The sequence below is a fragment of the Rhodococcus sp. 7Tela_A2 genome (assembly GCF_049311045.1).
In the GTDB taxonomy this organism is placed as follows: domain Bacteria; phylum Actinomycetota; class Actinomycetes; order Mycobacteriales; family Mycobacteriaceae; genus Rhodococcus.
Map to the genome: position 1 here is coordinate 1 of NZ_JAXION010000067.1, position 24055 is coordinate 24055.

At 68.0% G+C, this 24055-nt stretch carries 17 protein-coding genes and 1 pseudogene; 10 read left to right on the forward strand and 8 right to left on the reverse strand.

The genetic code is table 11. From position 1 onward, the window contains the following. The 3 genes from TVH25_RS13550 to rox form a co-directional block, all read right to left on the reverse strand. Nucleotides 1-508: MerR family transcriptional regulator (locus TVH25_RS13550; protein ID WP_422424445.1), on the reverse strand; the 508-nt coding region annotated here is incomplete at its 3' end. 66 nt (nucleotides 509-574) lie between these two features. Further along, a complete protein-coding gene (locus TVH25_RS13555; RefSeq protein WP_422424428.1) occupies nucleotides 575-1162 on the reverse strand; it encodes a DJ-1/PfpI family protein in 588 nt (195 codons plus the stop codon). Nucleotides 1163-1218: 56 nt separating this feature from the next. Then, nucleotides 1219-2649 (reverse strand): rifampin monooxygenase, encoded by a 1431-nt coding sequence (rox, locus tag TVH25_RS13560; protein ID WP_422424430.1) that lies wholly within the window; start codon nucleotides 2647-2649, stop codon nucleotides 1219-1221. Nucleotides 2650-2991: 342 nt separating this feature from the next. On the opposite strand from rox, the gene TVH25_RS13565 reads away from it, so the two are divergent. The 4 genes and pseudogenes from TVH25_RS13565 to TVH25_RS13580 all read left to right on the forward strand — a co-directional run bounded on the left by TVH25_RS13565 (nucleotide 2992) and on the right by TVH25_RS13580 (nucleotide 10411). After that, nucleotides 2992-4725, forward strand: coding sequence for an ABC transporter ATP-binding protein (locus tag TVH25_RS13565; RefSeq protein ID WP_296549672.1), 1734 nt, complete (start codon nucleotides 2992-2994; stop codon nucleotides 4723-4725). A 77-nt stretch (nucleotides 4726-4802) separates the two neighbouring features. After that, a complete protein-coding gene (locus TVH25_RS13570) occupies nucleotides 4803-6677 on the forward strand; it encodes an ABC transporter ATP-binding protein (protein ID WP_422424447.1) in 1875 nt (624 codons plus the stop codon). A gap of 73 nt (nucleotides 6678-6750) precedes the next feature. Beyond that, nucleotides 6751-9254 (forward strand): annotated as a pseudogene (gene pepN / locus TVH25_RS13575) (aminopeptidase N). A gap of 92 nt (nucleotides 9255-9346) precedes the next feature. Then, entirely contained in the window at nucleotides 9347-10411 is a 1065-nt protein-coding gene (locus tag TVH25_RS13580; RefSeq protein ID WP_422424449.1) for an integrase, read from the forward strand. A 44-nt stretch (nucleotides 10412-10455) separates the two neighbouring features. Here the strand turns inward: TVH25_RS13580 and TVH25_RS13585 are convergent, their stop codons facing one another. After that, nucleotides 10456-11862: a PLP-dependent aminotransferase family protein gene (locus TVH25_RS13585; RefSeq protein WP_422424432.1), complete on the reverse strand. Its 1407-nt coding sequence runs from the start codon at nucleotides 11860-11862 to the stop codon at nucleotides 10456-10458. On the opposite strand from TVH25_RS13585, the gene TVH25_RS13590 reads away from it, so the two are divergent. The 5 genes from TVH25_RS13590 (at nucleotide 11861) to TVH25_RS13610 (ending at nucleotide 18111) form a co-directional block, all read left to right on the forward strand. Next, nucleotides 11861-12853 (forward strand): DMT family transporter, encoded by a 993-nt coding sequence (locus TVH25_RS13590; RefSeq protein ID WP_422424434.1) that lies wholly within the window; start codon nucleotides 11861-11863, stop codon nucleotides 12851-12853. The genes TVH25_RS13585 and TVH25_RS13590 overlap by 2 nt on opposite strands. Nucleotides 12854-12897: 44 nt before the next feature. Next, entirely contained in the window at nucleotides 12898-13305 is a 408-nt protein-coding gene (locus TVH25_RS13595) for a YciI family protein (protein ID WP_169622251.1), read from the forward strand. Nucleotides 13306-13327: 22 nt separating this feature from the next. Beyond that, nucleotides 13328-14518 carry an RNA polymerase sigma factor gene (locus TVH25_RS13600; protein ID WP_422424436.1) on the forward strand — a complete coding sequence of 397 codons (1191 nt, stop codon included), beginning with the start codon at nucleotides 13328-13330 and terminating at the stop codon, nucleotides 14516-14518. 84 nt (nucleotides 14519-14602) lie between these two features. Next, nucleotides 14603-15577 (forward strand): pirin family protein, encoded by a 975-nt coding sequence (locus TVH25_RS13605; RefSeq protein WP_422424438.1) that lies wholly within the window; start codon nucleotides 14603-14605, stop codon nucleotides 15575-15577. 110 nt (nucleotides 15578-15687) lie between these two features. Further along, on the forward strand, nucleotides 15688-18111 hold the full coding sequence (locus tag TVH25_RS13610) for a phosphoketolase family protein (protein WP_422424440.1): 2424 nt from the start codon (nucleotides 15688-15690) through the stop codon (nucleotides 18109-18111). A gap of 22 nt (nucleotides 18112-18133) precedes the next feature. Here TVH25_RS13610 and TVH25_RS13615 read toward each other — a convergent pair whose 3' ends face one another. From TVH25_RS13615 to TVH25_RS13630, 4 genes are all read right to left on the reverse strand, one after another. Continuing rightward, nucleotides 18134-18940 carry an HAD family hydrolase gene (locus tag TVH25_RS13615; protein WP_169652074.1) on the reverse strand — a complete coding sequence of 269 codons (807 nt, stop codon included), beginning with the start codon at nucleotides 18938-18940 and terminating at the stop codon, nucleotides 18134-18136. A gap of 19 nt (nucleotides 18941-18959) precedes the next feature. Beyond that, a complete protein-coding gene (locus tag TVH25_RS13620) occupies nucleotides 18960-21404 on the reverse strand; it encodes a glycoside hydrolase family 65 protein (protein WP_169652073.1) in 2445 nt (814 codons plus the stop codon). A 35-nt stretch (nucleotides 21405-21439) separates the two neighbouring features. Continuing rightward, nucleotides 21440-22255: a trehalose-phosphatase gene (gene otsB / locus TVH25_RS13625; protein WP_422424443.1), complete on the reverse strand. Its 816-nt coding sequence runs from the start codon at nucleotides 22253-22255 to the stop codon at nucleotides 21440-21442. Between the two features lie 141 nt (nucleotides 22256-22396). Beyond that, a complete protein-coding gene (locus TVH25_RS13630) occupies nucleotides 22397-23479 on the reverse strand; it encodes a helix-turn-helix domain-containing protein (protein ID WP_422424452.1) in 1083 nt (360 codons plus the stop codon). 112 nt (nucleotides 23480-23591) lie between these two features. On the opposite strand from TVH25_RS13630, the gene TVH25_RS13635 reads away from it, so the two are divergent. After that, nucleotides 23592-24053, forward strand: a complete 462-nt coding sequence (locus tag TVH25_RS13635) for a 6,7-dimethyl-8-ribityllumazine synthase (RefSeq protein WP_169622258.1) — start codon at nucleotides 23592-23594, stop codon at nucleotides 24051-24053. The last annotated feature ends 2 nt before the right edge of the window (nucleotides 24054-24055 follow it).

Sequence of the window (24055 nt, forward strand, 5' to 3'; positions counted from 1 at the left end):
GGGGGGGCGGGGGGGCGCCGCGGCGCGCGCGGGCGCGCGGGGCCGCGCCCCCGCGGGGGCCCGCGCCGCGGGATGGGGGGAGAGGCAGATGGTGTGCCCGAGTGCGAGTGTCCGGTGCATGCACGACGCAGGTGGCATCGCACGGCTCGGCCCGTTCGGGCATGGCGTCGAGCCAGCTAAGTGCCCGTCGAAGTGTGTCGGCGAATGCGATGAGCTCCGCGGTCCGCGTGTCGGTGTCGTCCAGGCGTGCGGCCGTCTTCGGCCGTAGCCGAGCACGCACCGCGGCGCAGGAACCGTGCTCCCACACCGCGAGCAATTCACGGATCTCACCGAGAGTGAGTCCGAGATGCTTGGTCGCCTGAATGAACCCGACCCGGTCGAGATCACGCTCCCGGTAGACGCGATATCCGCTGTCGGTTCGACCCGCCGGGACCAGCCCTGCGGATTCGTAGTACCGCAGGGTGGTTGCCGGGACGCCGGTGTGTTCGGCGAACTGGGAGATCAGCATCGTGCCCACACGTCGACGGTAAACCTTCGACCCGACTCGAAGGTCAAGCTCCGAACCCCCGATCCCTTATCCGCGGTAGTCCATCTGCCGGGCCACGCGGCGGGCGAGATCGTCGTCGACGAGGGACACCAGGTGCAGGGCGAGATCGATGCCTGCCGAAATACCGGCGGAGGTGTAGATGCCGCGATCGTGCACCCAGCGCGGCCCGTCCAGCACCGTCAACCCGGGAAAGCGGCGCGCGAGTTCAGCCAGGTCGTCCCAGTGCGTGGTGACGCGGTGGTCGGTCAGCACCCCCGCAACGGCGAGAAGGAATGCTCCGGTACACACCGAGGCGACGATCGGAGTCGACGATCGCGCGGCGATCCAGGCACGCAGATCCGGATCGCTCTCCGCGACCTGCGTGACACCGCCCGGCACGAGCAGCACATCGAATTCCGGTGCGGTGGCAATCGATACGTCGGCGCACACCCGCAGACCGCCGCGGGCGGTGACGATCGACCGATCCGGATATGCGGACACGAGTGTCGCACCGGCGCTTCCACGGGGACTACCCGCCGAGAGCCGCGCGGCCACCGAAAACACCTCGAACGGCCCGAAAGCGTCGAGCACCTCGACGTCGTCGTAGACGAGGATGCCGTACCGAGTCGCTGCCACGGCGCGATCGTATCGTCGCCGCCGCGCGGTGAGTGCACGCGGCCGGCGGGGACCCTTCAGCGCGAAGGGGCGCCGAACCACCGCGTGAGGCGACGTTCCACATCCCGCTGGTCCTCGCCTACCCATGCCACGTGACCGTCCGGGCGCAGCAACAGCGCGGGCACATCCAGTTCCTTGCAGGGATCGACGATGTGGTCGACGCGGTCGGCCCAGCCCGCCACCGACAGGCGGCCGGTGCGGTCGAGCAACAGTCCTCGACCGGCGTGCAGCTGCTCGTAGAGCCGCTCGCGTTCCAGGCGTACATCCCGGATGCGCCTGCCGACCAGGTCGTGCGGGTCGCCGAGGTCGTAGCGGACTCCGATCGCGGTGACCTTCTCGACCAGGTAGCGGTTCACCACGTCGAAATCCATCAGTTGCGTCATCAGGCGGCGCACAGACTGTGGGCCCGGTTCGACGGACATCAACTCCATCATCGCGCGGGTGGTGTCGAGTACGTCGGCGGCGACCGGGTGCCGCTCGTCGTGGTAGCTGTCCAGCAGTGCCTCCGGCGCCCACCCGCACACGGCGCCGGCCAGCTTCCAGCCGAGATTGAACGCGTCCTGGACACCGAGATTGAGCCCTTGCCCACCGGTCGGTGGATGAATGTGCGCGGCATCGCCGGCCAGTAGCACCCGGCCGACGCGGTAACGCTCTGCCAACCGGGTGCCGTTGCCGAACCGGGACAACCAACGCGGGGAATGTGCGCCGAAGTCCGTACCAGACACACTCCGCATCTGGTTCCGCAGTTCGTCGAGGGTCGGTGGGACCCTGCGGTCTTCGGCCACCCCGGCAGCGGGCACGATGACCCGATAGCGCCGCCCCTCACCCACAGGCATCGCGCCGAACCGCAGCTGCGTCTTCCGGACTTCGGCACTCACGGCGGCGATCGTCTCCGGCGTCGCGGTCAGTTCCACCTCGCCCAGCAACGTGTCCACCGTGGACGGTTCGCCGGGGAACGCAACCCCGAGCAGCGTGCGCACCGTGCTGCGACCACCGTCGCAGCCCACCAGATATCGGGAGCGCAGCCGCGTTCCGTCCGTCAGCACCGCGGTGACACCGTCGTCGTCCTGCTCGAGTCCGACGACCGTGCAACCGCGCCGGATCGACGCGCCCAGTTCGGATGCGCGTTCGGTCAGCAGGCGATCGGTGACGGGCTGGGGGATGCCCAGGACGTACGGGTGTGCGGTGTCCAGACCCTCCGGGGCCGGTGCGGGAATGCCCGCGAAGAAACCGCCCACCGGGTGCTTCTTTCCGTGCGAGAGGAACCGCTCGAGCAGGCCGCGCTGGTCCATCACCTCGAGGCTGCGCGCGTGCAACCCGAGCGAGCGCACGACCGGGGTCGGCTCCGTGTCCTGTTCCGGTACGACCACCTGCAATCCGTGCAGCCGAAGTTCGGCGGCCAACATCATGCCGGTCGGCCCGCCCCCGACCACGATGACGTCGATCATGAGAACCCCCATTCGTCCGAAGTGGATCCGGTGCGCCGGCTAGGCGGCGATGCGGCGTGGATGCCGCGCAACCCTGCATGTGTGCAGGTCCTGGCCTCGAACGGCGATTGTGCAGGACACCGGGGGTCTTGCCGCAAGACCGGGGGTGAGTTATATCTTGAAAGGGGCAGGGAGCGCACGACTCCTTGCCTTCGTCGTTTCGGACGTCCTTCCCGTAGTGCGATTCGACCGGCCCCACCCGTCGATCCGCATGTGGTCGCGCGCGGGCAGTCGCCACAGTCCCCGAATGGGTGACATCCGGCATCTGCGTCGAGTTGTGGTTACCGTTGTGAGGGTGATCACATGCTGACCCGTCTGATCGTCGCGTACCTGTCGCGTTATCGCGCGTACGTCGTTGCGGTGGTAGCACTGCAGTCGGTCGCGACGGCTGCGATGCTCTACCTGCCGACACTCAACGCCGACATCATCGACAACGGCGTTGCGAAGGGCGACACCGGATACATCATGCGCATCGGCGGGTGGATGCTGGTGGTGGTGCTGCTGCAGGTGATCTGCACCGTCTCCGGTCAGTACTTCGGTGCCCGCGGCGCGCTCGCCGCCGGCCGCGACATCCGGCACGATCTCCTGCACCGGGTGAACACCTTCTCCGCGCGGGAAGTCGGCACGTTCGGCGCTCCCTCCTTGATCACCAGGAACACCAACGACGTTCAGCAGATCCAGCTTCTCCTGGTGATGAGTTCGTTCGTTCTCGTCACCGCGCCGATCATGTGCATCGGCGGCATCGTCCTGGGCATGCGCGTCGCGCCGGGGCTGGCCTGGCTGCTGGTGGTGGCGGTGCCCGTCCTCGGTCTGACGATGAGCCTGATCATCCGGGTGACGATCCCCGGGTTCCGCTCCATGCAGGCGTTTCTCGACAGCGTGAATCGCGTCCTGCGCGAACAGATCACGGGCATCCGGGTCGTGCGCGCCTTCGTTCGGGAACACCACGAGATGGAACGCTTCGGGGTCGCCAACGACAAACTCGCCGATGCGACCCTGCGGGTCGGGCGAATGATGGCACTGATGTTTCCGGCGGTCATGTTCATCACCAACGTGACGACCGTGGGGATCATCTGGTTCGGTGGTCACGCCGTGTCCGACGGGAGCGTGGAGATCGGCGCGCTGAGCGCGATGATCACCTACGTCGTGCAGATCATGATCTCGGTGATGATGGCGTCGTTCCTGGCGATGATGGCCCCGAGGGCGGCCGTCTGCGCGGACCGGATCGGGGATGTTCTCGCCACCGAAACGTCGGTGGTGCGGCCGGCCGACCCGGCCGGGTTCGCCGCGGATCCGGCAACCGTCGAATTTCGCGCCGCCGAGTTCCGATACCCGGGTGCCGACCAGCCGGTACTGCACGACCTCACCTTCCTCGTCGCGCCCGGCACGACCACGGCCGTCGTAGGGTCGACCGGCTCGGGGAAGACCACCCTGGTGGGGCTGGTGCCGCGCTTGATCGATGCGACGGCCGGGTCGGTGCTCGTCGGCGGCACCGACGTCAGGCGACTCGATCCCGACACGCTGCGATCGGTGATCGGATTGGTCCCGCAACGGGCGTACCTGTTCTCCGGCACCATCGCCTCGAATGTGCGGCACGGAAAGCGTGATGCGACGGACGAGGAGATCTGGGAGGCGCTACGTATCGCGCAGGCCGACGAGTTCGTCCGTGCGATGCCGCTGGGCCTCGACACTCCCGTGGCCCAGGGCGGCACCACGGTCTCGGGTGGGCAGCGCCAGCGTCTGGCGATCGCCCGGGCGCTCGTCCGAAGACCCGCCGTCTACGTGTTCGACGACGCGTTCTCCGCGCTCGACCTGTCTACCGACGCGCGCCTGCGGTCCGCGCTGCGGCCGGTCACCATGTCCGCTGCGGTGATCATCGTTGCCCAGCGCGTATCGACCATCATCGACGCCGACCAGATCGTGGTACTCGATCGCGGACGGATCGTCGGACTGGGCCGGCACGACGAGCTGGTGGAGACCTGTCCGACCTACGCGGAGATCGTCGGGTCGCAGCTCGCGGTCGAGGAGCAGGTGTGACGGGCCCCGCCGCACGGCACGCGGCCACCGCACCGATCCAGAAGCCCCGGTCGTTCGGACCGTCGGTGAAACGGTTGATGCACCGGCTGGTGTCCTACCGCGGTTTCGTGGTCACGGTGCTGCTGGCCACCGTCGGATCGGTGATCCTGTCCGCGATCGCGCCCCGGGTTCTCGGGCACGCCACCGACCTGATCTTCAACGGCGTGGTCGGGCGGATGCTTCCGGCCGGTGCCACGAAGGACGAGGCCGTCGACGGACTTCGCGCGCAGGGGCAGGACACCTTCGCGGACATGGTGGCGTCGATGGACCTCACCCCCGGTGTGGGCGTCGACTTTTCGGCCGTCGGTCGGGTGCTGATGATCGTGCTCGGGCTCTACCTGGGCACCGCGCTGCTGTCGTGGATCGGCGCCTATCTGCTCAACATCGTCGTCGTCGGCACGATCCGGCGGTTGCGCTCGGATGTGGAAGCGAAGCTGCACCGGTTGCCGTTGCGCTATTACGACACCATGCCGCGCGGCGATCTGCTCAGTCGCGTCACCAACGACCTCGACAATCTGTCCCAGAGCCTGCAACAGACCATCTCGCAGGCACTCAACTCGGTCCTCACCGTCGTCGCGATCCTGTTCATGATGTTCTGGATCTCGCCGCTGCTCGCACTCATCGCGCTCGTGACCGTCCCGTTGGCGCTCGGAGCAACGGCCCTGATCGCCCGCAGGTCCAAACCGCATTTTTCCGCGCAGTGGTCCTCGACGGGAAAACTCAACGCCCAGGTGGAGGAAGCCTTCACCGGTCACGACATCGTGCAGGTGTTCGGACTGCAGGCCGAGGTCGAGCAGGAGTTCGACACCCGCAACGACAAGCTCTACAACTCGAGCTGGCGGGCCCAGTTCATCTCGGGCCTGGTGCAACCGGCCATCATGTTCATGGGCAACCTGAATTTCGTGGCGGTCGCCGTCGTCGGCGGACTACAGGTCGCCTCGGGGTCACTGAGCTTGGGGTCGGTGCAGGCCTTCATCCAGTACTCCCGCCAGTTCACTCAGCCGCTCACCCAGATCGGTGCGATGTTCAACCTCCTCCAGAGCGGAGTCGCCTCCGCCGAACGCATCTTCGACATCCTCGACGCCGACGAGCAGACCCCCGATCGCGCCCGGCCGCAGAGCCCGTCGACCGACAACGGGCGCATCGAATTCGACGACGTGTCGTTCCGGTACGTGCCGGACAAGCCGCTCATCGAGAACTTGTCGCTGGTGGCCGAGCCCGGCCACATGGTGGCCATCGTCGGCCCCACCGGCGCGGGCAAGACGACCCTGGTCAACCTCATCATGCGGTTCTACGACGTCGACTCGGGAACGATCCGCGTCGACGGTGTGGATTCGACCGCCATGACCCGCGACGACCTGCGGGAACGCACCGGGATGGTCCTGCAGGACTCCTGGCTCTTCGGTGGCACCATCTACGACAACATCGCATACGGCGACCCGTCCGCGTCCCCGGAGCAAGTGCGCGAAGCAGCCGAGCTGAGCCACGTCGACCATTTCGTGCGTTCCCTGCCCGCCGGGTACGACACGCTGCTGGACGAGGAAGGCGGCGGGGTCAGCGCCGGTGAACGGCAGCTGATCACCATCGCGCGCGCATTCCTCGCGAAGCCGGTCGTCCTCATCCTCGACGAGGCGACGAGTTCCGTGGACACCCGCACCGAGCTGCTGATCCAGCAGGCGATGGCGACCCTGCGCACGGATCGCACGAGTTTCGTGATCGCGCACCGGTTGTCGACGATCCGCGACGCCGACGTCATCGTGGTCATGGAGGACGGGCGCATCGTCGAGCAGGGCAACCACGAGGAGTTGCTCGCCGCCCGCGGCGCGTACTACGAGCTGTACCTCAGCCAGTTCACCGGCCCGGCGGACTCGGCGGTGGGCGCCGGTCCGGCGTCGACCGTCGAGCATGCGTGACGACCGCACCCCGACAACGCCGACGAGCGGCCCGACGCCACGAATTCGGCGTCACAGTGGCAGGATCGAGCCCGTGAGTTCCGCGAACCTGACCCGATCCGAAACCGCCGCACGCGCCCGTGCCGTCGACGTGCACTCGTACGAAGTCGAACTCGACCTGCGCGGCGCGGTGGACGCGCAACGCACGAACTTCCCGGTGGTGACGACGATCGAGTTCACGTCCTCGACCGACGAGACCTGGATCGATTTCATCGGCGACTCCGTCGAGTCCGTCACCGTCAACGGCGAATCCGTCCCCGTGGTGTACGACGGAGCGCGCATCACCATCCGCGGTCTGCGCGAAATCAACGTGGTGAGTGTCGCGGCGACCGGACGATACAGCCGCTCGGGGGAGGGCCTGCACCGGTTCGTCGACCCCGTCGACGGCGAAACCTACCTCTACACCCAGTACGAACCGGCCGACGCCCGCCGGGTGTTCGCGTGCTTCGAACAGCCGGACCTCAAGGCACCGTTCACGTTTGTGGTGGCCGCCCCCGAACACTGGCAGGTGCTCTCCAATCAGGTCGCCGAGCGACAGCGGTCCACCGTGGGCGCACAGACGGTCACCTTCGCGCCCACGCTGCCGATCTCGACGTACATCACCGCGATCGTCGCCGGTCCCTACCATCGCGTCGACGCGATCTGGACCAGGGGCGACCTCGAGGTGCCGCTCGGAGTGTTGTGCCGCGCCTCCCTCGCCGAGTATCTCGACGCCGACGAGATACTCGAGATCACCGCGCAGGGGATGGACTACTACGCCGATCACTTCGAGTTCCCGTATCCCTTCACCAAGTACGACCAGGTGTTCGTCCCCGAGTACAACCTCGGCGCGATGGAGAACCCGGGATGTGTCACCTTCACCGAGGCCTATGTGTTCCGCGGGGTGGCCACCGACGCGCAACGCCAAGGTCGGGCCAACACGATCCTGCACGAGATGGCGCACATGTGGTTCGGCGATCTCGTCACGATGAAATGGTGGGACGATCTGTGGCTCAAGGAGTCCTTCGCCGATTACATGGGAGCGCTGGTCAGCGCCGAAGCGACCGAGTTCCGTGACGCCTGGGTCTCGTTCGCGAACCGGCGCAAAGCGTGGGCGTACCTGCAGGACCAACTGCCCACCACCCATCCGATCGTCGCCGACATCGTCGATCTCGAGGCCGCCAAACTCAACTTCGACGGCATCACCTACGCGAAGGGCGCCAGCGTCCTGAAGCAGCTGGTCGCGTACGTCGGCCGCGACGCGTTCTTCGACGGCATCCGCCGCTACTTCCGCGCACACGCGTTCGGCAACACCACCCTCGGCGACCTGCTGTCCGAACTGTCCGCGGCGTCCGGACGCGACCTGGCCGAATGGGCCCGGCACTGGCTGCAGACCACCGGCGTGACCACACTGAGCCTGGAACGGGCCGGCGACCGCTGCGAGATCGTGCAGTCCACACCCCGCCCGCACCGTCTCGCGGTCGGTATCTACGACTTCGACGATGCCGGCGACCTCGTCCGTACCGAACGCCGGGAACTCGATGTCGCCGAGAGCCGCACCCGCCTCGATCTGCCCGACGCACCGCTGACACTGCTCAACGACGACGACCTCACCTACGCGAAGATCCGGCTCGACGAGCACTCGCTCGCCACCGTCGACGAGTCCCTCGACCGGGTCCGTGACCCGCTCGCACGCGGGCTGGTGTGGTCGGCACTGTGGAACGCCACCCGCGACGGAGAACTCGCCGCGGCGCGGTACGTGTCGATGGCACAACGCTTCTCGCCGAGCGAGGAGAACCTGGCACTGCTCGCATCGGTCCTGGCGAACGCACCGGCCGCCATCGAGCACTATCTTCCGGCCGCCGAGCGGCCGGGGGGGGGGGGCGCCCGGCGCGCCCGCCGGGGGGGGGGGCGGCGGGGGGGGGCCTTTGGGCGGCGGACCGGGGGCGGGGGGCGCAACTGTCCTGCGGGCGGGCGGGGGCGGCGGCGGCCGAGACCGCGGATCATCGCGCCGCCGATATCCGCGGCATCCTCGAGGGCAGCGGGGCGCCGACCGGTTTGGCCCTCGACCCCGATCTGCGCTGGGCACTGTGGACGGCGCTGAGCGCGACGGGGAACGCCGACGAAAGCGACCTCGCCGAGGAGTTGCGCCTCGACGACACCGCAACCGGACGCACCGCGTACCTGCAGGCCCAGGCCGCGCGACCCCGCGCCGATGTGAAGGCCCACGCCTGGGCGTCGGTCCTCGCGGACCGTACTCTCACCAACGATCACCTCGACGCCGTCATCGGGGGTTTCCGGGCGGGTGCGCGGCGCGACCTCACGGCCCCGTACGACGCCGACTACTTCGCGGTGCTCCGCGACACCTGGGCCGACCGGAGCATAGAAATCGCCCGCCGGATCGTCGTCGGGCTCTTCCCGCCCGCCGATACCCTCGACCCGGTGGACGCCTGGCTGGCCGCCAATTCCGAAGCGCCGGCGGCGTTGCGGCGTCTGGTCGTCGAGCAGCGCGACCACCTGGCCCGGGACCTGCGTGTCCAGAAACTCAACACGCCGTGACCGGACTCGATCCGCGGGCCGTCCCGGACGTCGTCTCGGGTGACCTTTCTGCGTCGTCGGCTCCGGCCGTGCCGGACACAGTCGCGGACGCGATGCGTCGCCTGCGGGACAAGGCGGCGTCCGGAAACACCCGCGCGGCGCACCTGAGCGATTGGGCGATCTTCACGCGCTGGTGTGAGAGCACCGGGCACGCACCTCTGCCCGCCACGCCCGAACAAGTCGGATGGTTTCTCACCGAGAAAGCCGCAGAACTCCGGCCCGACGGCCGCTGGGCGTACGCACCGTCGACCCTGTCCCGCTGGGTGTCGACGATCAACAAACTCCACGCCCTCGCCGGTCACCCGCGACCCGGGCAACACGAAAGTGTGCGGGATCTGTTGCGCGGCATCCGCCGTGAGCGCGCCACCCCGCCTGCCCGGCGGACACCGCTGCTCACCGACGACATCCGCAGCATCCTCGCCGACATGCGGACCACCGCGCGCGAGGGCGGATGGCCGGACCGTGCCGCCGAGCGGCGCGATTCGGCGCTGCTGCTCATCGGCCTCGCCGGTGCGCTGCGCCGCAGCGAACTGTCCGCACTGGCCGTCTCGGACGTGGTGCCGCACCGTGCCGACGGGCTGTACGTGACGGTGCGCCGCTCCAAGACGGACCGCGAAGCCCGGGGCCGCACGGTGACCGTGCCGTACGGGTCCGATCCGCACACGTGCCCGGTGTGCGCGTACCGGCGCTGGCGCGAGGTTCTCGACGCGTGGGACGACGGAGGCCGCGCCGCGGTCGCCGAACTCCTCACCGCGGACGCCGTTCCCGTCGACAACCATTGCTGCCGCGGCTTTTCCGTCGACACGACGGACGCGGACCGGCCGTTGTTCCGGCCCGTCCACCGCTCCGGGTCGCTCGGCGGGGGAGCGCTGACCGGGCAGTCGGTGCACTCGATGATCCAGCGCCGCGCGCTCCGGGCGGGGTTCAGCCCCGATCTGGTCGCGACCCTCGGCGGGCACAGTCTCCGCGCCGGGTTCGTCACCCAGGCGGTCCGCAACGGGGCGACCACGCAGACGATCATGACGCAGACCGGTCACGCCGACGAACGCATGGTCGCGCTCTACAGCCGGCACCACGCCGGACTGGTGGGCAACGCGGTCACGCACCTCGGACTCTGACGGATCCGCTCTCTGCGCAACCGAGCCGCCGCAGACTCCGGGGACTAGCGGCCCGCCAGCACGTCGCCGAGTACCCGGGCTGCGTCGGGGAACGACCCGGGGTTCGCTCCGGAATAGTTGAGCCGCAGGTGCGGAGCGGTGGGCTCGGCAGGAAACCACTCGTCGCCCGGCGCCACGACGACACCCCTGGCTTCGCAGTCGCGGACGAGCGCGGGCAGGTCGGTACCGTCGGGAAGCCGTGCCCACAGGTGGAGGCCACCGGGCGGCACCGCCTCGATGTGCGCGGACGGTGCGTGCTCCCGCACCGCCGTGACGAGAAGGTCCCTGCGCGACGCGAGTTGGTGCCGGACCCCGCGAAGATGGGTACGCCAGGCCGGTTGTGAGACGACATCCCAGGCCACCGCCTGAAGCATCCCGCTGACGTACATCGACTGAGCCTGCACCTCGGCGAGGATGCGGGCGCGGGCCGGTCCGCGGGCGACGACGGCCGCCACCCGCACGGACGGCGACACACTCTTGGTCAGGGACCGGAGGTAGACGACATGCCCGCTGTCGTCGAGGGCGGCGACCGGGTGCGCGTCGGTGGTGATCCCGAAGTCGTGCGCCCAGTCGTCTTCGATGAGGAAGGCGCCCGCGTCCCGGACCAGGTCGAGTACGCGCTCGGTCAGCGCTGGCGACCATTGCGCGCCGCTCGGGTTCGCGAAATTGGGCTGGGCATAGAACGCCCGGGCGCCGGTCCGCTCGAACGCCCGGGCGAGTTCGTCGGGATCGGGACCGGCGGGGCCACCGGCAACGGGTACGAGGCGGACCCCGGCGCGGGCCGCCGCGAGCATCGCGCCCCAATACGTGGGGGACTCCACCAGCAGCGGGTTCCCGGTTCCGACGAGGGCATGGAACGCGGCGCCGAGGCCACCCTGACTTCCCGGAGTGATGATGACGTCGCTCGCGGACGGGGCAGCCACCCCGAGCGGAGTCGCCGCGCCGAGCTCGCCGGCGAACCACGCCTGAAGCTCCGGAATCCCCGCTGCGGGTGGGCGGGCGATGGCGGCGTCGCTGCGTGCGGCACGCCCGAACGCACCCCGAACGAGTCGCTCCGGGAGCAGTTCTCGATCCGGGTAGCCCGAGTGCAGGGCGATCACGTCGTTCGGGACGCTGCGCAGGGCCGAGGAGAAGCGAGGGATGCGGTGCTGGGGCGTGCCCAAGGCCGCGGTCTGCCAGCCGAAGTCGGTGGAATGCGCGAGGCGGGCGGCGCGCACGAAGGTGCCGACACCCGGACGGCTCTCCACCGCGCCCGTGGCCTGCAGCGCGCGGAGGGCTTTCTGCACGGTCACCGGACTCACGCCGTACTGCTCGACGAGTGCCCGCGTCGACGGCAGTTGCGCGCCGGGCGACGCCGAGGCGATCCAGCGCTGGAGTCCGGCGACGATCCGCGCACTGCTACTATCATTCATGAGACACAAGAGTAGCGCTATCGTTCCCAGTAGGCTTGCGTTATCGTCGCTCGAGCACGGACTCCGGTGGGGGCTGCTCGGAGTGGTCGCATTCTCCTTCACGCTCCCGATGACCCGCTTCGTGGTCGAGAAGGGTGCGATGACACCGTTGTTCGTCGGCGCCGGCCGTGCGGTGGTCGCCGGACTGCTGGCCGCGATCGCCTTGCTGCTCACCCGTCAGGTGCGCCCCCGCGGCTCCCAATGGATACGGCTGACTGCCGTCGCGGGCGGGGTGGTGATCGGCTTCCCCTTCCTGACGTCGTACGCCCTGACGACCGTGCCGGCGAGCCACGGCGCCGTGGTGGTGGCGATCCTGCCCGCCGCGACCGCCGTGGCAGCAGTTCTGCGCGGACGGGAGCGGCCGCCCGCCGCGTTCTGGATCACCGCGGGTATCGGGACGGCTGCCGCGCTCGTGTTCGCGAGCCTGCAGACCGGCGGATTCGCCGGTCTCGAGGGAGCCGACGTACTGCTCTTCGGCGCCGTGATCGCGGCTGCCGTCGGCTACGCCGAAGGCGGATTGCTCTCCCGTGAACTCGGTGCGTGGCAGACCATTTCCTGGGCGCTCGTGCTGAGTACACCGTTCACCGTTGCGCTCACCGGGCTGTCGATGGCAGATCGGATGCCCACCGGCACACTCCCCGAATGGGGCGCTTTCGCGTATCTGGGAATCGTGAGCATGTTCCTGGGTTTCTTCGCGTGGTACCGGGGACTGGCGATCGGCCCCATGGCGCAGGTCAGCCAGATCCAGCTCACCCAGCCCGTCATGACCATCTGCTGGGCCGCGCTGATCCTGCACGAACACCTCACCTGGCCGGTCGTCGGCGGAGGACTCGTCGTGATCCTGTGTGCCGCGACCGCCGTACGCACACGCGCCGCGACCACGTCGCGCTCCCGTCCCGAAGAAAGTTCGCGCGGCGATGTCGAGAATCCGTCACCTGCTCCGTCTCCGTAGTGAGTGCGACCACAATGGGTCACACCGGACGCGAGGAGAAGACGATGGCCAAGTACCTCTTGCTCAAGCACTACCGCGGCGCTCCGGCGGCGGTCAACGACGTACCGATGGATCAGTGGACACCGGACGAAGTGTCCGACCACATCCGGTATATGAACGACTTCGCCGCACGACTCGAACAGACCGGCGAGTTCGTCGACGGACAGGCGCTCGCCCCGGAGGGCACCTTCGTCCGGTACGACGGGGAGGGCCGCCCACCCGTCACGGACGGACCGTTCGCCGAGACCAAGGACCTCATCGCTGGCTGGATGGTGATCGATGTGGACAGCTACGAGCGGGCTCTCGCTCTGGCCGGGGACCTTTCCGCCGCCCCCGGCGCCGGAGGAAAGCCGATTCACGAATGGCTCGAAGTACGTCCGTTCCTGACGGCGCCACCCACCGTCACCGAGTGACCCCGCAGTAGACGAAAACGAAGTGGACGACACCGAACTCCGTCACCTCACTCCGGTGGTGCTCGGCATCATCGTCCGCCGCGGAGCAGAATTCGCGGCGGCCGAGGATGCCGTCCAGGACGCACTGATCGAAGCCCTCAGGGTGTGGCCGGACGATCCGCCCGACGACCCCAAGGGGTGGCTCGTCGCAGTCGCCTGGCGGCGGTTCTTCGACGCGACCCGTGCAGACGTGGCACGTCGGCGGCGTGAAGCGCTCGTCGCCCAGGACCTCGAGAGGGCCGAACGCGGTTCCGGTGGTGGAGCATCGGACGCGCGCAGCGCTGCGCCACCGGCTGGGGTGGACGACACCCTCGCGCTCTACTTCCTGTGCGCTCACCCGGTGCTGACTCCGTCGTCGGCGGTCGCACTGACCTTGCGCGCGGTGGGCGGTCTGACCACGCGGCAGATCGCGCAGGCGTATCTGGTGCCCGAGGCGACGATGGCACAGCGCATCAGCAGGGCGAAACGCACAGTCTCCGGCGTGCGTTTCGACCGGCCCGGCGATGTCGCCACCGTGCTTCGGGTGCTCTACCTGGTGTTCAACGAGGGATACTCGGGGGACGTCGATCTCGCCGGCGAAGCGATCCGGCTCGGGCGGCAACTGGCGGCGGTGATCGATCATCCCGAAGTGCAGGGTTTGCTCGCCTTGATGCTGCTGCATCACGCGCGGCGCAATGCCCGGCTCTCGGCGGAGGGCAGCCTGATCCCGCTTGCGGAGCAGGACCGCACCCGGTGGGACACCACGTTGATAGCCGAGGGGATCGACATCCTGCAGGCGGCACTCGCCCGCGACCGGCTCGGCGAGTATCAGGCCCAGGCGGCGATCGCGGCTCTCCATGCCGACGCTCCCACCGCCGAGGAAACCGACTGGGTGCAGATCGTCGAGTGGTACGACGAACTCACGCGGTTGACCGGCAATCCTGTCGTCCGGCTCAACCGGGCGGTGGCGGTCGGGGAGGCGGACGGACCGCGTGCCGGGCTGGCGGCGCTCGCCGAACTGGACGACTCGCTGCCCCGGTACCGGGCGGTCGCCGCGTATCTCCACGAACGTGACGGCGACCCGGCAACGGCGGCCCGGATGTATGCCGAGGCCGCCCGCGCCGCGCCCAACCTGGCCGAGCGCGAGCACCTCGTGCGGCAGGCCGCGCGGCTCAACACCGGCCTGTCGCGCTGACCGGGGAACAAAATCGACACCGCGGTGTTGAGGTGGGCAAGATAGTTGAGAAATCAATTATTTCCGCATCGAGGGAGGATCCACATGCCCGCCGTGACCGTAGACAACATCCTTGCCCTTCCGCGCATCACCGATCCGGTGCCCACTGCGCAGCCTCGACCGGTGCTGTCGGTGACCACCGCTCCTCGCGGCTTCGAGGGCGACGGGTTTCCCGTCCACCGCGCCTTCGCCGGCATCGAGATGCGGCACCTCGACCCCTTCATCCACATGGACCAGATGGGGGAGGTGCACTACGCACCCGGCGAACCGAAAGGTACCCCGTGGCATCCGCACCGCGGCTTCGAAACCGTGACCTACATGATCGACGGAACCATGGAGCACCAGGACTCGCACGGGGGAGGAGGCACCATCGCGAACGGTGACACCCAATGGATGACGGCCGGTGGCGGCATCCTGCACATCGAAACGCCACCGGAGCGCCTGGTGACCAGCGGCGGCCTGTTCCACGGCGTCCAGCTGTGGGTGAATCTGCCCCGTGAAGACAAACTGGTTGCGCCTCGCTACCAGGACATCTCCCGTGACCGCGTCACCTTGCTGTCCTCCCCGGACGGTGGAGCGCTCATCCGGGTGATCGCCGGCGACCTCGACGGGCACCGCGGACCGGGCTCCACCCACACCCCGATCACCCTGCTGCACGTGAGCCTGGCGCGCGGTGCGCGCGTGACGGTGCCGTGGAATGCGGAGTTCAATGCCCTGGCGTACGTGCTGGCGGGAGACGGCTCCGCCGGTGCCGACCGCCGTCCGATCCACTCCGGGCAGACGGTGGTCTTCGGGCGCGGCGACACCCTGACGATCGACGCGGCCGACGAGCAGGACTCGCGTGCCGACACGCTCGAGGTGTTCGTTCTGGGCGGCAAGCCGATTCGTGAACCCGTGGCGATGGCGGGGCCCTTCGTGATGAATACGAAGGCGGAGGTGATCGCCGCGTTCGAGGATTTCCAGGCGGGACGCTTCGGCTCCGTCCCCGCGACCGGCGGACTCCCAGGGCCGGCGCAGTAACTCGGTGCACGCCGTCGCGGTGGCGCGTCGCACCCATGCGTGAGGCGCGCACCCGGCGGGTACCCGGTCCGGGCACGGACCGATCTGCCGCCGGGCGACCGAGGAGAGCAATGGAGTCACGTACAGCGGAGTCACCACGAACAGCGACGAGCAGCGAGGCGGCAGTTCCGGTCGACTCCGAGTTCCACGACCTCGACGCATGGTGGCGCGCAGCGAATTATCTGTCGGTAGGTCAGATCTACCTCATGGACAATCCGCTTCTGCGGGAACCACTCCGGCCCGATCACATCAAACCCCGTCTGCTGGGGCACTGGGGGACCACCCCCGGACTCAACTTCATCTATGCGCACCTCAATCGGGTCATCACCGCCCGCGATCTCGACATGATCTACGTGATGGGCCCCGGCCACGGTGGCCCGGGCCCGGTCGCGGCGGGGTGGCTCGAAGGCACCTACAGCGAGCGTTATCCGGAGGTCTCACAGGACGAGGCCGGGATGGCTCGCCTGTTCACGCAGTTCTCCTTCCCCGGAGGCATTCCGAGCCACGTCGCCCCCGAAACGCCGGGTTCCATTCACGAGGGCGGCGAACTGGGGTACTCGCTCGCCCACGCTTACGGGGCTGCGTTCGACAATCCCGATCTGGTCGTCGCTGCGGTGATCGGCGACGGCGAGGCCGAAACAGGTCCGCTCGCCGCGAGTTGGCACTCGACCAAGTTCGTCGACCCGCGCCGGGACGGCGCCGTCCTCCCGATCCTGCATCTCAACGGTTACAAGATCGCCAACCCCACGGTGCTTGCGCGCATCGACCCCGGGGAACTCGACTCTCTGCTGCGCGGCTACGGCCACGACCCGATCGTGGTGGCCGGCTCCGACCCGGCCGAGATGCACCGGGCCTTCGCGTCGGCACTCGACCGGGCACTGAACCGTATCGACGAGATCCAGGAGCGCGCGCGCCGGACCGGCGATACGGAGCGTCCGGCATGGCCGATGATCGTGCTGCAGTCGCCCAAGGGGTGGACGGGTCCCGCCGAGGTCGACGGCACTCCGATCGAAGGCAGCTGGCGCGCGCACCAGGTGCCGTTCGGCAACGCCCGCAACGACGCCGGGCACCGCATGATCCTCGAAGAGTGGATGCGGAGCTATCGACCGGGAGAACTGTTCGACGACAACGGGGCTCCCGTCCCGCAGATCCGTGACCTGCATCCTTCGGGCGCACGGCGGATGAGCGCCAACCCCCACACCAACGGCGGCGCGATCCTGCGGGATCTCGCGTGCCCCGATTTCCGCGACTACGCCGTCCGCATCGGCACACCCGGAAACGAGACCGCCGAAGCGACCCGGGTGCTCGGCGACTTCCTCCGCGACGTGATGGTGCGCAATCCGAGCACCTTCCGGATGTTCGCGCCGGACGAGAACAATTCGAACCGGCTCAACGCCGTTCTCGAGGCCACCGACCGGACCTGGAATGCCCGGACGGTGCCGGGAGACGACCACCTCGCGCCCGACGGACGGGTAATGGAAGTGCTCTCCGAACACATGTGCCAGGGCTGGCTCGAGGGCTACCTGCTCACGGGACGGCACGGGCTCTTCTCCTGCTACGAGGCATTCGTCCACGTCGTGGATTCGATGTTCAACCAGCACGCGAAGTGGCTGCGCACCACCAACCGCATCGAGTGGCGCAAACCGATCCCGTCGCTCAATTACCTGCTGACCTCACATGTGTGGCGGCAGGACCACAACGGCTTCTCCCATCAGGACCCCGGCTTCATCGACCACGTCGTCAACAAGAAAGCCGAAGTCATCAGGGTCTATCTGCCGCCGGACGCCAACACCCTGTTGTCCGTCGCCGATCATTGCCTCCGCAGCCGCCAGTACGTCAACGTGATCGTCGCGGGCAAGCAACCGGAATTGCAGTACCTCGACATGGATGCGGCCGTCACCCACTGCACCAAGGGAATCGGCATCTGGGAGTGGGCTTCGACCGACGCCGGCGCGGAACCGGATGTGGTTCTCGGATGCGCCGGAGACGTACCCACGAAGGAAACGCTCGCGGCGGTCGACATTCTTCTCGGATACTTCCCGGACCTGAAGATCCGCGTCGTCAACGTCGTCGATCTCATGAGATTGCAAGACGACCGGGAACATCCCCACGGTCTGCCCGCCGCCGACTTCGATGCCCTGTTCACCACCGACAAGCCGGTCATCTTCGCCTACCACGGATACCCGTGGCTGGTTCACCGCCTCACCTACCGCCGCGCCAACCACGACAACATCCACGTGCGCGGTTATATCGAGGAAGGCACCACCACGACACCGTTCGATATGTGCGTCCTCAACCGGATCGACCGATTCCATCTCGCGAAGGACGTCATCGACCGGGTGGACCGCATCCGTCCCATCGCCGGTCACGCCCGCGAACACCTGCTGAACACGCTGGCCGAGCATCACCGCTACATCCGCACCCACGGTGAAGACATGCCGGAGGTCACCCAGTGGACATGGCGCGGGACGGACGCCGCACGATTCTCGTCGTGAGCCGCGGTCCCGCGGGCCCCGTTCAGGCGAGATCTGTTTCCGGCCGCCGCAAGACGGGCTCACCGCGGACGAGACGGGCGATGTCGACCTGGTCGAGCGAGGTGACCACGAGGTCGGCACCGGCCTCGGCGAGGCCGACCTCGTCGTCCGCGCGCGCGACCCCGATCGAGAGCATGTGTCCGGCTTCGGCGGCTTCGATTCCGCTCACCGCGTCTTCGACGACCACACATGCTTCCGCCGGGACACCGAGTTCGGCGGCCGCAGTGACAAATATTTCGGGATCCGGCTTCCCGCGGGCGAAATCGCGACCGGACAGGTCTGCGTCGAACATGTCGCTCAGCGTGGCGCCCTCGTCGATCGAGGCGGTATCGAGACCCTCATCCCGCGCGAACACGTCCATCCGGACGGCCCGCAGGAACCGGAACGCGTTTTTCGACGACGACGCCGCGGCGAGTGGGACCCCAGCGGCCCGCATCGCGAGCACGAACCGCAAGGCATCCGGGTACGCCCGGAACCTGCCGTCGTCGATCAAGCGGATCAACAGATCCTGCTTGCGATCCGCATAGGTGCGGAGGTGTTCGTCGTCATCCGGGATCCCGAAGTACCGCAACGCGGCACCGGCGCCCTCCATGCGCGGCCGGCCCGACATCACCTCCTGGTACACCAGGGGAGTGAACGCGTCTTCCGACCACGAACTGCGGTCCCGGATCGGAGCCCATTCGCCGAGCATCAGGTCGCGGAGGCTCTCCCGCCACGCGTGCTCGTGGGGTGAATCGACGAGCACCCCGTCGACATCGAAGATCGCGCCGCGCAGTCCGTGCTCGCTCATCGTCGCTCCCGTCGTCCGGTCAGGCCGGTAGCTCGTGGCGATCCGGTGCCGCCGGCACCGGCGGAATATGGAACACGTGCGACGCGCCCGCCCCGAGTTCGACGATGTTGTCGGCGACGCCCACCCGCACCGGCACCCGGAAACCTTCGACCTCGGCGAGGACGGTCAACTTGTCGCCCACGATGCGCACGCGCAGGGGAGTGCCGCGATACCGCATCGAGAACGACACCCCGTCGAGCCGGTCCATCAGGCGAGGGCGGAACATCAGCGCGCCACCGTAGATACGGGCGCCGACGTAGTAGCGCTGCACCAGGTCCAGCGTTCCGGCCATCACCCCCATGTGGATGCCTTCTTTGGTGGTGCCGCCCTGCAGGTCGCTCACATCGCTCTCGAGCGCCACCATGAACCGCTCCCACGACGACTCCGGATCGAACGCCGCCAGCACGCCGGCGTAGGTGAGGAAACTCAGCGTCGACCCGTGTGAAGTCCGCTGGTCGTAGTACTCGACCGTCCGCACAGCGAGTGCGCGGTCGACGTCGTAGCCGAGTCGCGCGAACAACGGTTGCAACTCGTTGAAGTCGAACAGGAAGAACAACATCACCGCGTCGGCCTGCTTGGAAACCTTGTACCGGTTCGGGTCCTTGCCCTCCGCCCGCAGGATGCGGTCCATCCGCTGGATGTTGCCGTACTTCTGCCGGTAGTGGTCCCAGTCGAGTTCCTCGAGGTCTTCGTATCCCTCGAACTGACTGATCACCCCGTCGTGGAACGGCACGTACATCTTGGTGGTCATTTCCGACCACGTCTCCAACTCCTCGTCGGTCACGCGCAAGCGGGCGCGCAGCGCGGTCTGGCGACTCGCGGACAGGCGTTCGAGCACGTCGAGTGCTTTTCCGGCGATCCACGCGACCATGACGTTGGTGTAGGCGTTGTTGTTCAGTCCCGCTGCCTCGACATCCGGGTATCGCTCGTGAAATTCGTCGGGCCCCATCACGCCGTGGATTTCGTAGCGGTCCCGTTCGGGGTTGTACCGGGCGATGGACGACCAGAACCGTGCGATCTCGAGCATCAACTCGGCGCCGAAATCGGCGAGGAAATCGAAGTCGTCGGTCGCCTGGTAGTACCGCCACACGTTGTAGAAAATCGCTGCGCTCACATGGCGCTGGTTGCGGCTCAGGTCCGGATCCCACTGTCCCGACAGGGGATTGAGGTGAACGGTCTGGGTTTCCTCGGTGCCGTCGCTACCGCTCTGCCAGGGGAACATCGCACCGTCGTACCCGGCGTCCCGCGCCGCGGCCTGGGCCTCACCCAACCGGCGGTACCGGTAGCCGATCAGGCCTCGTGTCACGTCGGGCATGCGCAGGTCGAGGAACGGATAGACGTACAACTCGTCCCAGAACACATGCCCGCGATACGCCTCGCCGTTGAGCCCGCGCGCCGGCACGCCGGCATCGTGCCGCGCCGTGTGCCGCGAACAGACCTGCAGCACGTGCGCGACGTGCAACCGCAGCAACATCTGGACGCGGGGTTCACGGGGCACCCGGATATCGCAGATGTCCCACAGTTCGTCCCATGCGGCCTCGTGCTCGGCGTAGGCCTCGTCGAAGCCCGGATACCGCACCACGTGGCGTCCGGCCGCGGCGAGGGGCTCGGTGATCGCGTCGTCGCGGGCGGTGAACATCGCCACGAGTTTCTCGACCCGCACGGGCGTGCCCTGGGTGACATCGAACGCCAGCACCTGCTGGATGTAGTCCTCCATCTGGTACAGGTCGCGCTCGACGTCGAGGCAGTCCTGCTCGCCTTCGTAGAAGACCTGCGTGCGGGCAGCCTGCGCGATGTAGATGTCGGATTGCCGTGTCTGCACCTTCAGGGCGATCGTGTCGGCGCTGAAGGTTCGGGGGGAGACCGGATCGAGGTGGCGACCCTCGAGTTCGCGGTAGCGCGCGACCGCTCGGTTGGTCATGCGTCCGTCGAGCGCCGACACCAATTCGATGCGGCCGGACCAGTTCTCGGGGGTGATGGTCCAGGACAGGCCGCTCTGGTGCCGGTGCGCCATACTCACGAAGCGCCGGCTGTGCAGGGTGGTTTCACGGCCCTTCCGGTCCCGGAACCGGATCTTGCGCATCACGGTGGCGGTGCGGATGTCGTAGATGTGCCGGTACGACAGGATTTCGACGTTCGACAGCCGGATCGCGTCTTCGCCCTCGATGCGCATTTTCAGCACCAGCCAGTTGGGGAGGTTGACCAGATCCTCGTTGAGGACGGGGCGACCCCCCATGATGGTGGTCTCACGGTTGTAGCAGCCGTGGGAGTACGTGCCGGGATAGTGGACTTCGCCCATGTCCTCCCACTCCGCCGTGCCCCGCGTGCAGAAGTATCCGTTGCCGGTGGACGTCATCGCCTCGCGGAGTCCTTCTTCGTCCGCATCGAAGGTGGTGTATTCGAGAGTGAACTCCGGGTCGGACACGCTTACCTCCAGGGCGAGTAGCGGTGGGCGACGGATCAGCGGGCCAGGCCGGTCAGGAACTTCTCGACGTCCTGCACCGAGTCGAGCACGAAATCGGCGGCCGTGGTGCGGCCCGCCATCTCCGGGTCGTCGGGACGGCCTACGAGGATGCCGATACCCCGGCCGCGCAGGGCCCGGAACGCGCTTTCGTCGGTGATGTCGTCGCCGAGATAGAGCGGAACGATGTCGTCGGAGTCGAGCCCGAGAACGTCGATGAGGTGCAGGACGGCTTTGCCCTTGTTCCAGTCGATCGCCGGGGTGAACTCGTAGACCATCTTCCCCGGGACCAGAGTCAGACGATCGCTGTTCCGGTCGCGCAATTCGTGGATGATCTCGTCGACGCGGGCGCGGGTATCCGGTGCGGCCTGCCGGTAGTGCACGGCGACCGACGCGTGTTTGGCTTCGATGGTGACACCGTCGAAACCGTGGAGCCTCTCACGCAGGGTGGCGGTCGTTTCCGCGATCAGGTCCGTGAAGTCGGTGAGCGCCTCGTGCACCACCGGCCCCTGCTCGGGACTCCAGATGTCGAACCCGTGGCTTCCGGCGACGATCAGGTCGTCGACGCCCATCAGTTGCTGCACGACCTGGCGGTCGCGCCCGGTGACGATGCACACCGAGCACCGGTCCGCCAGATCGAGCACGGTCCGGCGCATGCTGTCGGACCAGACCGCGTCCTCGGGGCGGGGAACGATGGGCGTGAGTACGCCGTCGTAATCCAGGAACACTGCCGGCCGGCGGCCCTCCAAACGCTGCCGCAATGCTTCAGAGCCGAGGGCCGGGGGCAGATCTCCCACGGTCGACACCGTTTCCATGTCGTCCGTACCTCCTGCAGTCGGGGTCGTCGTCAACGGGTCACGGCTCCGGGCGGTACCTGTCCGCCGGGGGCCGCCCTCCCCGAACCGTACACCTCACGGACTTGCGTCCGGAGGCATTGGAAGGGGCGCGATCCGCCGTCAGCGGATCGGGCGCCGCCACCGGGCGTCGTCGGCGGTCAGTTGCGTGACCAGGTGCTCCGACGCGTCGGCATTGCGGAACGGGCCGGCGAGCAGATCGGCGTAGACGTGGGACGGTGCGACGTACCGCAATCCTCCGCGACGGTCCATGCGATCGAACACGACGGGCGACCAGGGGATCGCGACGACGACGTCGCCTCCCCGGTCCACCGGGCGCAGACCGAGGACGGCCGCGAACTCGTCCGGATCGTCGGCGTAGACCTCGAGGAGCGCCGGTTCGGCGTAGTCGGTCGCTCCTACTCCGGTGAGCGCGTAGGGGATATCGACGTGCTCGGCGAGCCGGTTGCGGATTGCTGCCACGCCGTCCGGCGCCGCGAAACGGCGGATCGGGCAGACCTTCCGGTCGTCGGCCCACGCACGCAGCATCGGCTCCCACCGCACTTCGGTGATGGCACCGCGGGGAATGCGGCGGATGAGTTCGCGTTCGACCAGGACCTCGACGACGCGGTAGGTGGCGCCGGTCGACGCTCCCGACAGCTTGATCAGCTCGGGAACGGTGATCTCGCCCTCGTGGTCCGCCAGCGCGCGGACCACCCGATCGGACGGTTCACCGGTGAGGACTCCGGAGGGTCTGCCCGGGCCACGCCACGGATCGGCGTCGGCGCCGCGGTTACGCACCCAGATGGCCGGGCGTGCCGCCACGAGGGCGAGGTTGCCGGTGGCGTCGGCATAGGAGATGCCGTGCTGGTCGAGCTGGCGACGGACCGGATCGGACAAATAGTGGGCACAGACGAATCCCCGGTCGGATTCGGTCAATTCGGCCGTGATGCGCGCGACGTCACCGCTGAGCACTCCGCGCGAAGGTATGACCGCGAAGGACACCGACTCGCCGTCCGGTGCGGTGACGAGGAACCGGCGGGGCGCCTCGGGGGAGCGGGACCGGTCGGCGCTCAGACTCCATCCGAGCGGCAGGCAGGCTTCGAGACCCGCGGCGGCGCGCCGGTAGATGTCGATGTGGCGTTCGGGGCGCGGCCCGGCCGGATTCTCGACGGTGGCCAGGGAGTCCAGTTGTGTCACATCCACCACAGTAGTCACTCTGTGCACGACGGAAAAGGCTTTTTCTCGAATTTCCGATGCGGCGGTCCACCCGGTGCCCTCGACGAAGACGAACAATCCATGCGCTAGCGTCTTTCGCATGACTGACAGCGCCGGCCGGATCGCATTCATCCAGGCCACATGGCATCGCAACATCGTCGACCAGGCCAAGGCCGGGTTCACCGACGAGATCGTCTCGCTCGGATGGTCCGCCGAGAACATCGACTACTTCGAGGTCCCCGGGGCGTTCGAGATCCCCCTGCACGCCGCACGTCTGGCGCGCACCGGCCGGTACGCCGGCATCGTCGCCGCGGGACTGGTCGTCGACGGCGGGATCTACCGCCACGACTTCGTGGCCACCGCCGTCATCGACGGCTTGATGCGCGTGCAGCTCGACACCGATGTACCGGTGTTCTCCGTCGTGCTCACTCCGCATCACTTCCACGAGCACGACGAGCACGTCTCGTACTACACCCGCCACTTCGTGACGAAGGGCGCCGAAGCGGCTCGCGCACTAGATGCCACCGTCACGTCGCTGCGCGCGTTGCCGACCGCGGACTGATC